This window comes from Photobacterium sp. GB-1, assembly GCF_003026165.1.
In the GTDB taxonomy this organism is placed as follows: domain Bacteria; phylum Pseudomonadota; class Gammaproteobacteria; order Enterobacterales; family Vibrionaceae; genus Photobacterium.
The window spans coordinates 52675-66726 of sequence record NZ_PYOB01000023.1 but is presented as its reverse complement, the minus strand read 5'-3'; the positions used below and the strand labels follow the sequence as shown (position 1 = coordinate 66726).

Genomic DNA, 14052 nt, shown 5'->3' with positions numbered 1-14052 from the left:
AATGCAAGAAGTCAAAAGCCGTATTCGTGTGCAGATAATAGAACCCGAAGGTGATGATGTTTACCCTACAGTCAGAGCTTTTCATGTTGGCGATGGTGACGACAAAGTACCTGTTCGGTATGTGGGTCAGAACGCACAAGGTCAATATTCAGTCGCACTAGAAGAAGGTGGCCCAACGATATATTGGTCACCAGACGAGACTGGAAATCAAGTGCCCCATACAACGCCGTCTCAAGATGATGGTGTGTCATTCGATGATATTTGGGTTAATCCACTCAGTGATGCGGTTAATGACTCATCGACTGTATTACCTATGCCTGCAGAGAGTGATTGGCAAGATAGAATTCTTGTGTTCCCTGAAGGTTCAGGGATTGAGCCTCTGTATCTGGTCTTTAAGACAACCGCTCGTAATGAGCCAGGAGTTGTTACTGGGAAAGGTGAAGATATAACAGGGATCTGGTTAGAAAAAGCAGGACAAGGATTAGGAGCACCAATACCGTCCCAGATAGCCGATAAATTAAGAGGCAGAGAGTTTTCAAGTTTTGATGTGTTTAGAAAAGCATTTTGGGTTGAGGTCTCTAAAGATGAATTTCTAATGAGTCAATTTAATAAACAAAACCAGAATCGAATATTATTAGGTAAGTCACCTAAAACAAGAAGTATTGATAAAGTTGGAAAGCGAAATTCTTTTGAAATCCACCACATTGAAGAAATACAATATGGAGGTGAAGTTTATAATGTTGATAACTTAAGAATAGTCACCGCAAAAAATCATATTAGGATACATAAGAATGAAATCTAAAATACAAGATTATACAGAAAGTGAGTTTGTTGAACTTATGGATCTGATTTTTAAAGAGAATACTGCTTTTAACGATGATAAGTTAGATACTTTGCTGGAGAAGTTTGAATTATTAACTGAGCACCCAGATGGAACAGATTTAATATATTACCCTGATAATGAAGCTAATTGTTCTCCTGAAGGTATTACGAAAATCATAAAAGAATGGCGAAAGTCTCAAGGCTTACCGTTATTTAAAGTTGAATAGAAACAAAGAATATTAGCACTACAGTAACTTCCGATTCAGTACGCATAAATACCTATACTGTTAAAAAGCCCTGCTTTGCAGGGCTTTTTAACACTTACCGCACACCTACAACGACGTATACAGCCCCGTCATTTCGGTAAAGTTGGCCACGCTTTTTACGAAAGCTGATCACCGTATAGGTATCACTCGAATCTAAAATTACCCGTAACCGTGTCACTTTGTTGGTTGCCCTTATATCCGTAGGTAAATCAAATTGCAGCCCTGGTTCGGTAAGGCCGACAAAATGTTTCGCACCGGTCATGGTAATAAAACGGTTACCACCGAGTTGGCTTAAAATGGTTTTGGCTATTGCCATATAATACGGTTGACTCATAGCGCGCCCTCCTGATCGTAACTTTCTACCGCTTCAATAAAACATTCCAGATCGTGACAAGTACCAATTACCGGCCCTAATGCGGGGTATTGTCGCAACACAAAATTAAGCGCATTCACCATATCCAATACGCTTGGGTTACATTCGCGCAGTCGGGTATAGAGTTGGTGCAGACGTTTATCAATGAGGTAATCGCAGGCTCTGTCGCTCATCGTTGTAGAGCCTGAGTGGTGCAGCGGTGATACGCTGCTCGGTTGATGTGACTTAGTGAAGCTTGGTGAGTGTGAGTTGGAATGTGCCATCGCTTTTCTCCTTATGGGGTTTCGCATCGCCGTTTTCGCCTAACTTTTTCGAGGCACTGCAGGTTCTTTAAAGCAAGGGCGCGTAGCGTGTATTTCACCCTTGTTTTAGAGGTTCTGCTGTGCAACGTTACAGCCCGTGAAAAAGCGATGAGAACAATAAGGAGAAAACAAAAAGCACATGGAAACGGCACACACCTTAGCGACACTTAGCACAGCAAACGAATGTAAAATAAGTGGCAATTTGATTTTTGGCTACGTCATGATTAACCTAAAACAAAAGTACAGGATAGATCCGCCTTTATGAATCGTCTCTTTAATGTTGATGCGATTTACGCGTAATTTAAAGTTAATTGTAGGCTCAATATACCCGTTAAATTATTTGCAACAGCCCCAGCCTACAAAAAATGGTGGTCACCGTTTGGTCACCGAGCATTTTTTAAGTGATTTTTTACAGACGTAAAAAAGCCCGCAATTGCTTGCGGGCTTTTTTATTTGGCTCCTCCTGCTGGACTTGAACCAGCGACATACGGATTAACAGTCCGCCGTTCTACCGACTGAACTAAGGAGGAATTGTTTGGAGCAGGCAGCGGGAATCGAACCCGCATCATCAGCTTGGAAGGCTGAGGTAATAGCCATTATACGATGCCTGCTAAGCATCTCTGCAAATTATGGTGGTGGGGGAAGGATTCGAACCTTCGAAGGCAGTGCCGGCAGATTTACAATCTGCTCCCTTTGGCCACTCGGGAACCCCACCGAAATTTAATGGTGCCGACTACCGGAGTCGAACTGGTGACCTACTGATTACAAGTCAGTTGCTCTACCTACTGAGCTAAGTCGGCACTAAAATTTCGTTTTATCATCAAGCCAAAGCTTAACAATTAAATATGGCGGAGAGATAGGGATTTGAACCCTAGATACGCTATAAACGTATGCCGGTTTTCAAGACCGGTGCTTTCAACCACTCAGCCATCTCTCCGTAAGTGCGATGAATAATATCGAGCTAACTTGCTGCTGTAAAGGGAATATTTTGAAAAAAAAATCAATTAGTCAATTATCAATCAAATATGAGGTAGTCATTCAAAAAAACATCACTCCCCTGCGATTTACTGCTTTTCAGTTTTTTAAAAGACTCATATTACAAATAAACACTGTCTTAAAATTCATAGCGTTTTGCAAAAATGAGAATAACAAAAGTGTAAAGCGCCATAACCTATTGTTATGTGTGTACGTTTAACTGGCATTAAAGTTGATTCTTAACTAAGGATGTTTCAAACGCTAACTGGAAGTGGAGTGACAATGAAACGCTATCTGTACATATTTTTTTCATTTTTTTTGTTTACCTCCTTCATGAGTAATAGCTTGGCAAACTCATTTTCATGTAACCAAACAGGCTATTTCTTTCATGATACTGCGAATATCTCATTCATTAACATTGATCGACAGACAAATAACTCAGGCTTAATACCTAATAGTTATGATGCAGTGGGTTTCAATACTCTCGATGGTTATTTATATGGAGTAATAAATAAAAAAGTAGTGCGCATTGATAATGGTTTCAACGCCGATGAGTTAGATATAGTTGATTTACCCGAACATGATTACACCGCAGGCGATGTTCATAACGATAACTTGTACCTCTATGCCAAGCAGGAAGGTATATGGCGCATTAATTTATCAACGAAGCAAGCAACCCAAGTATTAAAAAAGGAACAAGCTTTTTATACACTGGCAGATCTAGCTATTCATCCTGAGGGGGTTGTTTATGCAATTGATAACAGTAGAAATATTCACCGATTTGACCTTTCGCAATCGTTAGAAGATAACAAAGTGGAACTATCACAATCAACAGGGCTTCAAGGATTACGTAATTTTAGTGGTCAGTTTTTCGATGCTAATGGAATGTTATACATTATTGATTCTAAAACAGGAGAGTTATACCTTTTTGATGATATCACTCCCCTCAATGAACAAGAAAGTTTCCGTTATATTTCCTTACCTTCCCTAACGAATGTTAGTAGTACGATTGATATAGCTCGTTGTCGTGATATGACACTCGCTATAAAAGGTTATGATTTTGGTGATGCACCAAATTCTTATGGTACTTCAGTTTCTGTCAATGGTGCGCATCATCAAGTGTCTTCTCATCTTTACTTAGGAAGTAAACCTGATGAAGATCTGCTCGCACAACTTTATCCTGCGTTTGATGATAATAATGACAGTGATGATGAACAAGGGATAACTTTCGCAACTATGAGTTTAAATCAAGGCTCAACCTCTTTTTTCACGGCAAAAGTCGGCGGCTTTTTAACGGGATATCTATCTGCGTGGGTTGACTGGAATAACAATGGTAACTTTAGTGATCCTAACGAGAATGTGCTCCAAAATGTCTCACTGCTCGGTGGCACCCACCACCTTGCTATCGACGTTCCAAGTGATGCAAGCTTAACAGATCAAACATGGGTTCGCTTTAGGCTAAATGAAGATCCAAATATTTCACATCTAGGGCGTGGTGAACGAGGAGAAGTCGAAGACTACCCTATTTCAATTACCAGCTATGACAAGCAAGAAAGTTATTCTTGGTTTCCTTCTCAAGGAAGTTATGCAACTCTCGCGTTTGAAGACCGCTGGCCTAATGAAGATGATTTTGATTTTAATGATGTCGTCCTGAGATACCGTGTTGGACATGTACAACAAGCCACTACTGGCAAGCTTTCACAACTGAACATTGATATTGAATTACAGGCTTACGGTGGGGAATATAATAATGGTTTTGCTATTAAATTAGACGGCGTTACCTCTTCGAGTGTTGATACCGAAAACAGCTATGTTGTCGTAAATAATGCATACCAAGCAAGTATTGTAGAAGCAACTGACAGCCCAGATGATGACGCAGTTTTGATTGTCACGGACTCATTAAAGCAATACTTTTCTTCTGAATGTGACAACGGGTTTTTACGCGTAGATCCTAATTGTGAATTAGATAAAAATGTAACCGTAAAAGCTTCAATGAAAATCACATTCAACGAACCTGTTACCTACCCTAAAGATTTATCTCCATATTTAAATCCATTTATTTTTGCTTCGCCCAATGATAATCATGGTTTTCTAGCCCCGCCTTCTCGAAGTCTAGAAATTCATTTGAAGGACTTTTCTCCAACAATCAAGGCTAATCCAAATTTATTCAAAAGTGGTAATGATGATTCAGGCGATGCCAGCATCAATTGTGGTATTCAAAAAAGCTGCGACAGTTATAAAAATAAATCAGGGATCCCATTTGCGATTTTAATACCTGCTAATTGGAATAATCCGGTAGAAGGGAAAAGTATTTTATCTGCCTACCCTGATATCAAAAACTATCTCAACAATAATGACAGTGAACATGATACATGGTTTATGCACCCTGATCCCTTAAACGTATATTCTCTGACAGTGGAGTAATACTGATGAAAAACTCTCGATTACTGTTACTACTCATCACTTGGATCTTTACTGGTTGTTTAAGCGAAAGTTCATCCGATCAAACCAATCAGCCTATAGAAACAGAAAGTGATACCAGTGCTCAGGTGCAACCCCCTATCTTTTTTCCAGTGAAAGATAGCGGTGACGATAATATAGATAACGGTGAAAGTGACGATATTGATAATATTAGTGATGACGATTTAACTGAGCAAGACGAAGACAACTTTCCAGAATTAGAGGCGAGTAATATTAATTTTTCGGGCAATATCACAACGATCCCCTTAAACATTACTAATCCAATATTTGAAGATGTCTATGTCAATATTTATCGAAATTATAGCACTGATGATGACGGTAATTACATTGTTAATCATGATGATAGAGTCATGGCAACAGCTATTACTGAAGCAAATTATGAGGGCAGCCTATTTTTAACGCCAGATATTAACAAGCTGCTTATTGAGATAATCTCACTGAATGATAATCAAATTATTACACAAAAAGCGATCACATTTCCTATTGAACGTATTAATTTATAAAACAAAAGCCCGAAAGACATTTTATGTTTATCTTTCGGGCTTTCTCTAATTGTTAGTTTTTATTACAACTTTTGCCAAGGGCTCCCAGCATCGGGTTTATTCCCTTGCGTCCACCACTTCGCTTTATATTCACTTCCTTGATAACTGACTTTGTCGCCACCAACATACACAGCTCCTACATTCCATGCAGGTGTATCAGTTGCAGGAGGATCAACGGGCTCTACAGGAACCACAGGATCGACAGGAATAACTGGATCAACAGGTTCGACTGGCGTAACAGGATCAACAGGAGGTTCGATTGGATCAACTGGCTCAGGAGTCACTGGTGTACCACTTTCTAGCGCCCAAGGACCACCACTTGCAGGGTTATCGCCTTGTGTCCACCACTTCGCTTTATAGACAGCACCTTGGTAACTGACTTTATCGCCACCAGTGTAAACTTTATTGCTTTGCCATGTATCCACACCATCGACTGGCGGGTCTACAGGATCCACAGGCTTATCTGTATCAGGTAATTTATCAACTACACGCACATCAGGCCAATTGGCGTGAGAACCATATGCATTCGCGACACATTTTTCGTAATCACCTTCAACTAAAGCTGAATACGCCGTTTGAAAACCGACTAATTCACATTCAAAAGAAACACCGCCTGGACGATCAGAATAATATTTCCAGTTCGCATCCCAGTTGGTGTAAAGCACGTCAGTGGCACCATTAAGATTTAAACTACCATAGGGTGTTTGCTGCCAGCAGGTGTTTTTCTCATCTTCTGCAATAGCAATTTCATAATGCTCGGCTAAACCTTCCCAGTAACGAATACGGTTAACAGGTTGTCCTTTCTCTCTGTTTTGCTCACCACATTCGATACCGCCATTGATCACATTAATAGTGGTACCAAAGCCATAGGTAATACCGGCATCAATTTCACGTTGTGATGGTTTCCATGTACGATCAATTACATGAAGCATCGCAGGCTTAGGGGCTTGTGGGGTTAAGAAAAACCAAATCGCAGAGGCAAGGTTCAGCCATGAATCAGCAACACGCCCCGGATCATTTAATAATACCGTTGCATCGCCATCAAACATTACTTCCGAGAAAGCACCATAATTAAAATGGTAAGAGAGCTGTTTAGCGCCTCGGCCAAAATACCCTTCACCGTCAGCACATGGCCAACGTTTATTTTGCCAATCATCTTGCCCACAACCTGTAGTATAACCCGCTTGACCTTCAGACCAGCCCATTTCGCGTACATGAACGAGGGCTTGCTGCCATTCTTCTAATGCCAGTGGGTTATCCGAATAATTATCGATACTGATATGGCCGCCCGTTTCTTGTGAGAAATGGGCAAATGCCGTCACGATAGAGGTTTTACAGATTTCATCAGCATTACGTCCGTCGGTATAGTCGCCACAGAATGCAGGAAACTTACCAATTGCGCGTAGAAAACGGGTATAGGTATATTCAGGCGCTGCCATTTGTGTCAAGAAATTCCACTCTGTTTCAGGAAAAACTCGCTCAACACGTTTTACGTTATCAGGGTTGCTTGAAGCATCAGGGTAGATCGCTTCAACCTCTGTATTTGGGCGTGTTTCGAGTGCTTTAGCCCAAACGTCATACATAGGATCTAACGTCTTTGCATCTTCTGCGGCTGTTATTTCTGCCCGCTCAATGATGTAGCCACCAGGGTTTTCGGGATCAGGCTGTGGATTCATCGCATAACTGCTTGTCGCGGATATACCAGCAATCAGTAATGCTAATTGACTTATTTTCGCCATTATAAATTCCTTTTAAGTACGAATTATCTATCTTTCAGAGCTAAAATAAGTCGGCATACTCACCAAACAATTTTATTTAATGCGACGCTAATAATTTTAATATTCAAAACTCATCTTAGCTATCAGTACATTTACAAATAATTACTTAATAACGGCAACGTTCCATGGTTAAAACCGTGTCACATAACTTGTTTTTATGTACGCTGTAATAAATTCATTCAACTAATATCTTTGGCTGTCACACTGTACACAAAATTTGAAAACATAATAATGAAAGCTAGCAAAGTCTATTTATTGTTATTTTATTTGAAAACCCCAAAGCCAACAGGCAACAAATAAAACATTGAAAAATAAAGATTTTAACTTATTCATTTAATATATGGTTGGCAATAGACAATAGATGAGTTTAGTTGCACATCGTTATGATTAATATATTTAGAGTATGATCACATTAAATAACAAAAATATTAATAATTAAGGTTTACTCAGAGAAAAGTCTACTTTCATTATTTATTATTATAGAAAGTAATTTATAAGCAGAAGATTTATCGTTATAAATAATATAAAAATCCAATGATTGTAATATCAAACACATTAAAAATATAATTTCGAATTTTATTTTTAATGTGTTTATACATAATCACACATTGCAAAGTGCCCTATAGCAATGTTTCTTAACGCTAAAATAAACCCAGTAATACTCACTAAAAGATTAAGTTAATTTTACTTCAGTGATAACAATCAATATTTCTCATCGTCTATCACGTGCTCTTTCTAAGTCACCATATTGGGATTATTAAGGTATATATTTTGAATTTCTTGAACGCTGGGAGTAATCTAAAATAGTCGTGAACGGTAATTTAAGGAGCAATAATAATGATCAGTTGTCATCAACATGACTATATTGAGATAGCCTGCATGCTCCACCTTGATGTGAGTTTAACGTATAAAAATGGAGATAAAATTTCAGGGATCGCCCAAGATACTTGTTATAACGCGCAGCGAGAAGAATGTATCGAATTGAAAATGAATAATACCGTTTCAACAATAGTTCTCGATCATCTCGCCTCTATGCAGGCACTCACCGCGAATCCACATTTTGAGACGGTTAATTTTTAAATTTACATTGTAAATAGTGGTTAATTTTCACTCATCTATGCAAGTAAAAAACAAAAAAGGTGACTTGAATAATAAGTCACCTTTTTATTAACCAAAAAACTTAAATATACTATTTAACATATTTAAGTTATTTATAAGTAAACGCCATTTCACCATTAGCATCTGTGTATAACGACGCTTTAGATTGTTTGATCAACTGTGCTGCATATGAAGGTGTAACAGCGCGTAGCTCACCTTTCACTGATACAAATTGACCTTCCCAAGCAACATCACGGTATTTACCTGCTTCTAAAATTTCTACTACTACTTTCATAATGACTGCACCTTAAATGAATATTTTAAACAACCCTACCGAAACACTTTGCGGTTCCTCAGTTGGTCTTTTTAATTTACCTCGTTTTGATTAATTGTCATTACAATAAAAATGCAACGTTAGTTGTGCATAAATGGTAGATTCAAATTTTTTTAATCTTTTTCTGGTTTTATCTTAGGAGTTATAAATACGCAACCCAACACCTTCTTTAAAGAAGAATAATAAGTTTATTAAAAACAATAATATAAATTATAAAAAGATACTAAATAATGACACAATCGCGCATAAATAGTATGGGGTACGCAATAATAGTAGTGAATAATTAACGATCAAGTATGAATAAAATGCAAGATTGCAAAAATGATCGTTTCTAGATTCATTTTTGACACAAAAAAAGACAATAAAAAGGGCAACATGCTGTTGCCCTCATAATAGCGACTAGGTGTTTGTGGTTATTTAATCACTACATCTTGAGTAGTAAACTTACCATTATCAAGTGGTTGCTTGTGTTCTGTCTTCGCATTGAAATCTAATTTAGATAACTCTACACGACGAATAGTACTGTCATGCATCGTTTTATAGAACAGTTCACCATTGCCTTGATCAATAACAGATGTCCACTGAGTCGCACTTGGTAAATCAGGGATATGTGACTTATCGTTAAACTCACTGCCAATTGGAATATCGAAGTTATTTAAAATATGGAAAGCTTGTGATACTGCTTCTTGCGATGTCTTCAATACAGGTGCGCTATTTACATAGAATGCAGCGCGAACAAAACGTGACGGTGGAGAAATATCACCAGGTAAGCCCACAAAGTTAGAGCCGACACCAAACGATTGGGCTTCTACCCCATTGATCTTTTGTGGCGCACTGATACCCGGGTGAAGGTTAATATAGTTATTTAAATTCGTTACCTGCCACTTGTAATCTGGCGAGTTAGTTAGCACTTTAGCCGTGTTCTTATAAATATTTATCTTACCGTGATCCATTATCTCAATCACGATGCTGTTACCTTGCTTATCCGACACACGCCAGTGCGCCGTTGGTGATGGGTTACCTTCAGCATCAAAGTAAACAGTGACAATCTTGATCTTACTTAACGCAGCTTCAACTTCTGCAACCGTTGAATATTGACTTAACATCCAACGTACGAAATCCATATCCGTGATGTTATTTGCGGTATTGTTAGGATCATATTTCGCAAGTGAGCCATAACCACGGAAATAGAATAAACCCGCCGTTAAGCCTTTTTCGTTAATACCTTCAGCAATAAAACGATCATCACTAACAGAGATCCCAGCAAAGCCATATTTACTTTTCCAAGTTAACCCTTGCTTTTGATCTGGCATTATCGATGTATAGCTATAATTACGAGGAGAAACAATTAACTTACTATTTAAATCGCTATGACCCCACTCGATGGTACGAGCTTGAATATGATCATTGCCTGTTGTGCCAAGTGTAATTCCAGTACAAGCACTTGCAGCGGAGCTAAAACATGACGCCAACAGCAATGTTAATATCGTTTTTTTCATAAATATGCCTGTGAATGTGAACGCATATAATTAATCCTTGATAATAGTCCATTATGGAAAATAAAAACAACGTGTTATATGTTGATATGTATAAAAAAGCCCACTTTTAGTGGGCTTAAAAAATACTTTACTATAGAACTAGTCGCTAGATAGCCCAGCCGCCAGCATAGAAAACAACTAAGGCAATCGCAATAACGACAGTACCTATATTGAGCTTTTTCACTTCACCAGAAACTAATCGACCGATAACTAATGCAGTAAAACCAAGCATAATACCAGTAACAATATTACTTGTTAGAACAATGAAAACAGCACACAGTAAGCCAGATAATGCATCAACAGAATCTTCCATATCTAACTTGCTAACATTACTTAGCATTAATAGGCCAACATACATCAGTGCAGGCGCTGTCGCATAGGAAGGGACTAAGTAGCTTAATGGTGCAAGAAACAACATGAAGATGAACAGTACACCTACCGTAGTTGCTGTTAAGCCTGTTTTACCACCAGCAGCTGTACCTGCCGCAGATTCAATGTATACCGCAGCAGGAGAACCACCAACTAGGCCTGCAAAAATGCTACTAACAGAATCAGACGTTAATGCCTTACCACCATTGATAATATGACCACGTTGGTTAAGTAAATTCGCCTGTCCTGCTACTGCACGAATCGTACCTGTTGCATCAAAAATTGCCGTCATCACAAGTGCTAATACTGTAGGCAAAATAACTGGGTTTAGGGCACCCATAATGTCCATTGTACCTAATAAGGATTCGCCATCATGACCAAATGTCGGCATTGCAAAGAAACCGTGGTACGTCACTTTCGGATCAAAGATAAGACCAATGATAGAAATGGCAATAATCACTAATAAAATGCCACCAGGAACACGGCGCTTTTCTAATCCTAAAATAGCCGCCAAGCCTAAAATAGACATGAAGACTGGAAACGCGGTGAAATCACCAAAAGCAACGGGTAAGCCTTCAGCTGGGTTTTTGATCACTAGCCCAACGCCATTCGCTGCAATCAAAAGTAAAAATAATCCAATACCAATCCCAGTACCATGAGCAATACCATTGGGCATATTTTTCATGATCCAAGTACGCACACCCGTTACCGTTATTAATGTAAAGACAACCCCCATTAAGAATACGGCACCTAAGGCAACAGGCACACTCACGTCTTGCCCTAGTACTAAGCTAAATGCAGTAAATGCGGTAAGTGAAATAGCACAACCAATGGCCATCGGTAAACGCGCCCATAACCCCATAAGTAATGAACCAAATGCAGCCACTAAACAGGTTGCGATAAAAACCGCACCTTGATTAAAACCCGCAGCACCCAACATGCTAGGCACCACAATCACGGAATACACCATGGCTAGAAATGTGGTTAAACCCGCAATTATTTCCTGTTTGACATTACTGCCGCGAGCTGTAATTTCAAAATAGCTATCTAGTTTACTCTTAGGTTCTAAATGAGAAGGGCGTTGATGTGTGCTATCAGCAGACATGGTAAATTCCTATTTGATCAAAAAAGCGATATTTTTCAGCAAATCTAATGTATTGCCAAATTAACGCAAACGTTTCCGTTTCTATTCAAAATAAAAGGCTGATGCTAGCACCAACCTTCATTCTATGACGACGTGATCATACCTATAAATAGCCTCAATTCGCTAGTGTTAAATCAATTTTCCAGTTGAAATACTCTGCATTTTATCTCCACTACCTAAATGGACTTATCATTTAGATAAAAACATAACCTCTAAAAATGTGATAAACACAACAGAACATTCAACAATAAATAAAATAATAGAATATTTTTCTATTTTATCTTTAATTTTCATTTAAATAGGAAATTTATTTCTTCGTTATCGAGCGTATATTTGCAGCGATTAAAATACCCATGAAGTTAAAGAGGATATTAAAAAAATAAAGCCTCCTCTCTTCGTTGTCGGTTTATTTTCCTCCGGTTGGAACATTAAGGTAGTAGTTATGAAAACCCATCTTTGGCCTGCATTTATTAACGTGATCAAACGTGATGTTGTTCCTGCTTTAGGCTGCACAGAGCCTGTGTCTGTGGCACTTGCAGCTGCTATTGCGATGGAACAACTTCCACTTCATGAACGCAATATCACCCATATTGATGTGCGTGTTTCTCCTAACTTGATGAAAAATGGCATCGGCGTCATGGTACCCGGTACGGGAATGGCAGGTTTAGCTATTGCATCAACTTTAGGTGCACTGGCTGGCAATAGCCAAGCGAAATTAGAAGTATTAAAGGACATTACGCCAGATAACGTTAAACAAGCTAAAGCATTATTAGATGCCAATAAAGTCACGGTTAACGTCGCTGATGTCACTAATATTCTTTATGCCAAGGTAAGTATTTATAACCAAGCTCATTGTGCGACAGTGACTATCGCAGATAGCCATACTCAAGTGATCAGTATTGAACTTGATGGTGTTACAGTTTTCGAAACGTCACCTAACGAGCAAAAGGTCATTGAAATATCGAACTCACCTTTTAGTGATGCTGGCGTTCAAGATATTTTTGATTTCGCGACCAATGCGCCTATTACTGATATTCAATTTATCGAACAAGCTTATGAGCTCAATAACGCATTATCTTGTGAAGGGCTAAAGGGCCAATATGGATTAGAAATTGGCGCGACATTTCAACGTAACATTGATCGCGGTTTATTATCAGGCGGTCTACTCACCGATGTATTACTCCGCACGGCTGCCGCTTCTGATGCGCGTATGGGAGGAGCTATGAAACCGGCGATGAGTAATTCAGGCTCTGGTAACCAAGGTATTGCCGCCACCATGCCTGTAGTGGTCGTTGCCGATTTTGTAAATGCTGATAATGAGCATTTGATCCGCGCCTTAATACTTTCTCATTTAATGGCAATTTATATTAAAAGCTATCAAAACAAGCTGTCTGCATTATGCGGCGCAACAACTGCGTCAATGGGGGCGGTATCTGGTATTACATGGTTATTGGGCGGAAATGTGGAGCAAATCAGTGCAGCGATTTGCAGTATGATCGGAGATATCACCGGTATTATTTGTGACGGCGCAAAAGCCAGCTGTGCGATGAAAGTCTCTTCTGCTGCCGGATCTGCTGTTAAATCTGCCTTAATGGCATTAGATGGTATTCGAGTAACGGGCAATGAAGGCATTGTCGCTGATGATGTCGATACGACTATTCGTAATTTATCTGCATTAGCAAATGGCGCTATGACCCATACTGATATTCAGATCCTTGATATTATGATTAACAAATAATGTTCTAACACATGTGATTAATAAATAATCGACAAGACTAAACCAGAGCTATTTTGCTCTGGTTTCCTATTTTTAATCGCTTAAATGCCTTTTCTTTTTTCCTCTTTAAAAGAGCATTCTGTCCTCTTCTGTCATCGCTAAAAGTAAAACAATCATTAAAAGCACCTAATTGCATCTTTTATACTCCTATAGTTTATATATTATAACTTTTAGTTATTTAGTAACTATACGACTAGATCCATAATCCAGCTATTCGCTGTCAGCATAACAATGATAATAAGCTGGAATATAT

At 38.8% G+C, this 14052-nt stretch carries 13 protein-coding genes, 5 tRNA genes and 1 pseudogene; 7 read left to right on the top strand and 12 right to left on the bottom strand.

Going from position 1 to position 14052, the window contains the following annotated elements:
- On the top strand, positions 1-802 hold an 802-nt coding region (locus C9J45_RS17730), incomplete at its 5' end, for an S-type pyocin domain-containing protein (RefSeq protein ID WP_199187155.1).
- Positions 792-1049, top strand: a complete 258-nt coding sequence (locus C9J45_RS17725) for a bacteriocin immunity protein (protein ID WP_199187157.1) — start codon at positions 792-794, stop codon at positions 1047-1049. The genes C9J45_RS17730 and C9J45_RS17725, both read left to right, overlap by 11 nt.
- Positions 1050-1143: 94 nt before the next feature.
- Here C9J45_RS17725 and C9J45_RS17720 read toward each other — a convergent pair whose 3' ends face one another.
- Together C9J45_RS17720 and C9J45_RS17715 are read right to left on the bottom strand one after the other, a co-directional pair.
- A complete protein-coding gene (locus C9J45_RS17720; protein WP_107208321.1) occupies positions 1144-1422 on the bottom strand; it encodes a hypothetical protein in 279 nt (92 codons plus the stop codon).
- On the bottom strand, positions 1419-1724 hold the full coding sequence (locus C9J45_RS17715) for a hypothetical protein (protein ID WP_107208320.1): 306 nt from the start codon (positions 1722-1724) through the stop codon (positions 1419-1421). The genes C9J45_RS17720 and C9J45_RS17715 overlap by 4 nt, the downstream gene beginning before the upstream one ends.
- Positions 1725-1952: 228 nt before the next feature.
- Between C9J45_RS17715 and C9J45_RS17710 the strand changes: the two are divergent.
- A pseudogene (locus C9J45_RS17710) lies at positions 1953-2063 on the top strand (IS6 family transposase); the annotation flags it as partial.
- Positions 2064-2217: 154 nt separating this feature from the next.
- Here the strand turns inward: C9J45_RS17710 and C9J45_RS17705 are convergent.
- From C9J45_RS17705 to C9J45_RS17685, 5 genes are all read right to left on the bottom strand, one after another.
- Positions 2218-2293 (bottom strand) — tRNA-Asn (locus C9J45_RS17705).
- Between the two features lie 6 nt (positions 2294-2299).
- Positions 2300-2374, bottom strand: a tRNA-Gly gene (locus tag C9J45_RS17700).
- Positions 2375-2393: 19 nt separating this feature from the next.
- Positions 2394-2478 (bottom strand) — tRNA-Tyr (locus C9J45_RS17695).
- Positions 2479-2487: 9 nt separating this feature from the next.
- Positions 2488-2563: transfer RNA gene (locus tag C9J45_RS17690), tRNA-Thr, on the bottom strand.
- A 46-nt stretch (positions 2564-2609) separates the two neighbouring features.
- Positions 2610-2700: transfer RNA gene (locus C9J45_RS17685), tRNA-Ser, on the bottom strand.
- 383 nt (positions 2701-3083) lie between these two features.
- On the opposite strand from C9J45_RS17685, the gene C9J45_RS17680 reads away from it, so the two are divergent.
- Together C9J45_RS17680 and C9J45_RS17675 are read left to right on the top strand one after the other, a co-directional pair.
- Complete coding sequence (locus C9J45_RS17680; RefSeq protein ID WP_233217827.1) at positions 3084-5162, top strand: LruC domain-containing protein; 2079 nt, start codon at positions 3084-3086, stop codon at positions 5160-5162.
- A gap of 5 nt (positions 5163-5167) precedes the next feature.
- Positions 5168-5722, top strand: a complete 555-nt coding sequence (locus C9J45_RS17675; protein ID WP_107247781.1) for a hypothetical protein — start codon at positions 5168-5170, stop codon at positions 5720-5722.
- Between the two features lie 62 nt (positions 5723-5784).
- On the opposite strand, the gene C9J45_RS17670 is transcribed toward C9J45_RS17675, so the two are convergent.
- The gene (locus C9J45_RS17670) at positions 5785-7500 is read right to left on the bottom strand and encodes a chitinase (protein WP_107291470.1); all 1716 of its coding nucleotides are present in this window, start codon (positions 7498-7500) and stop codon (positions 5785-5787) included.
- Positions 7501-8376: 876 nt separating this feature from the next.
- Between C9J45_RS17670 and C9J45_RS17665 the strand changes: the two genes are divergently transcribed.
- Entirely contained in the window at positions 8377-8619 is a 243-nt protein-coding gene (locus C9J45_RS17665; protein ID WP_107208316.1) for a Rho-binding antiterminator, read from the top strand.
- A 127-nt stretch (positions 8620-8746) separates the two neighbouring features.
- On the opposite strand, the gene C9J45_RS17660 is transcribed toward C9J45_RS17665, so the two are convergent.
- The 3 genes from C9J45_RS17660 to C9J45_RS17650 all read right to left on the bottom strand — a co-directional run bounded on the left by C9J45_RS17660 (position 8747) and on the right by C9J45_RS17650 (position 11983).
- Entirely contained in the window at positions 8747-8932 is a 186-nt protein-coding gene (locus tag C9J45_RS17660; protein ID WP_045150501.1) for a hypothetical protein, read from the bottom strand.
- A gap of 452 nt (positions 8933-9384) precedes the next feature.
- Positions 9385-10470 carry a linear amide C-N hydrolase gene (locus C9J45_RS17655; RefSeq protein ID WP_107208315.1) on the bottom strand — a complete coding sequence of 362 codons (1086 nt, stop codon included), beginning with the start codon at positions 10468-10470 and terminating at the stop codon, positions 9385-9387.
- Between the two features lie 145 nt (positions 10471-10615).
- Positions 10616-11983: an NCS2 family permease gene (locus tag C9J45_RS17650; RefSeq protein ID WP_107208314.1), complete on the bottom strand. Its 1368-nt coding sequence runs from the start codon at positions 11981-11983 to the stop codon at positions 10616-10618.
- Between the two features lie 481 nt (positions 11984-12464).
- Between C9J45_RS17650 and C9J45_RS17645 the strand changes: the two genes are divergently transcribed.
- Positions 12465-13760 carry a serine dehydratase subunit alpha family protein gene (locus C9J45_RS17645; RefSeq protein ID WP_107292825.1) on the top strand — a complete coding sequence of 432 codons (1296 nt, stop codon included), beginning with the start codon at positions 12465-12467 and terminating at the stop codon, positions 13758-13760.
- 37 nt (positions 13761-13797) lie between these two features.
- Here the strand turns inward: C9J45_RS17645 and C9J45_RS21575 are convergent, their stop codons facing one another.
- Positions 13798-13935, bottom strand: coding sequence for a hypothetical protein (locus C9J45_RS21575; RefSeq protein ID WP_158260231.1), 138 nt, complete (start codon positions 13933-13935; stop codon positions 13798-13800).
- Positions 13936-14052: the final 117 nt, after the last annotated feature.

Coding starts and splice junctions, on each gene's coding strand:
- C9J45_RS21575 (WP_158260231.1), bottom strand. CDS start 13,935: ATGCAATTAGGTGCTTTTAATGATTGTTTTACTTTTAGCGATGACAGA.
- C9J45_RS17715 (WP_107208320.1), bottom strand. CDS start 1,724: ATGGCACATTCCAACTCACACTCACCAAGCTTCACTAAGTCACATCAA.
- C9J45_RS17645 (WP_107292825.1), top strand. CDS start 12,465: ATGAAAACCCATCTTTGGCCTGCATTTATTAACGTGATCAAACGTGAT.
- C9J45_RS17720 (WP_107208321.1), bottom strand. CDS start 1,422: ATGAGTCAACCGTATTATATGGCAATAGCCAAAACCATTTTAAGCCAA.
- C9J45_RS17670 (WP_107291470.1), bottom strand. CDS start 7,500: ATGGCGAAAATAAGTCAATTAGCATTACTGATTGCTGGTATATCCGCG.
- C9J45_RS17665 (WP_107208316.1), top strand. CDS start 8,377: ATGATCAGTTGTCATCAACATGACTATATTGAGATAGCCTGCATGCTC.
- C9J45_RS17660 (WP_045150501.1), bottom strand. CDS start 8,932: ATGAAAGTAGTAGTAGAAATTTTAGAAGCAGGTAAATACCGTGATGTT.
- C9J45_RS17650 (WP_107208314.1), bottom strand. CDS start 11,983: ATGTCTGCTGATAGCACACATCAACGCCCTTCTCATTTAGAACCTAAG.
- C9J45_RS17675 (WP_107247781.1), top strand. CDS start 5,168: ATGAAAAACTCTCGATTACTGTTACTACTCATCACTTGGATCTTTACT.
- C9J45_RS17655 (WP_107208315.1), bottom strand. CDS start 10,470: ATGAAAAAAACGATATTAACATTGCTGTTGGCGTCATGTTTTAGCTCC.
- C9J45_RS17725 (WP_199187157.1), top strand. CDS start 792: ATGAAATCTAAAATACAAGATTATACAGAAAGTGAGTTTGTTGAACTT.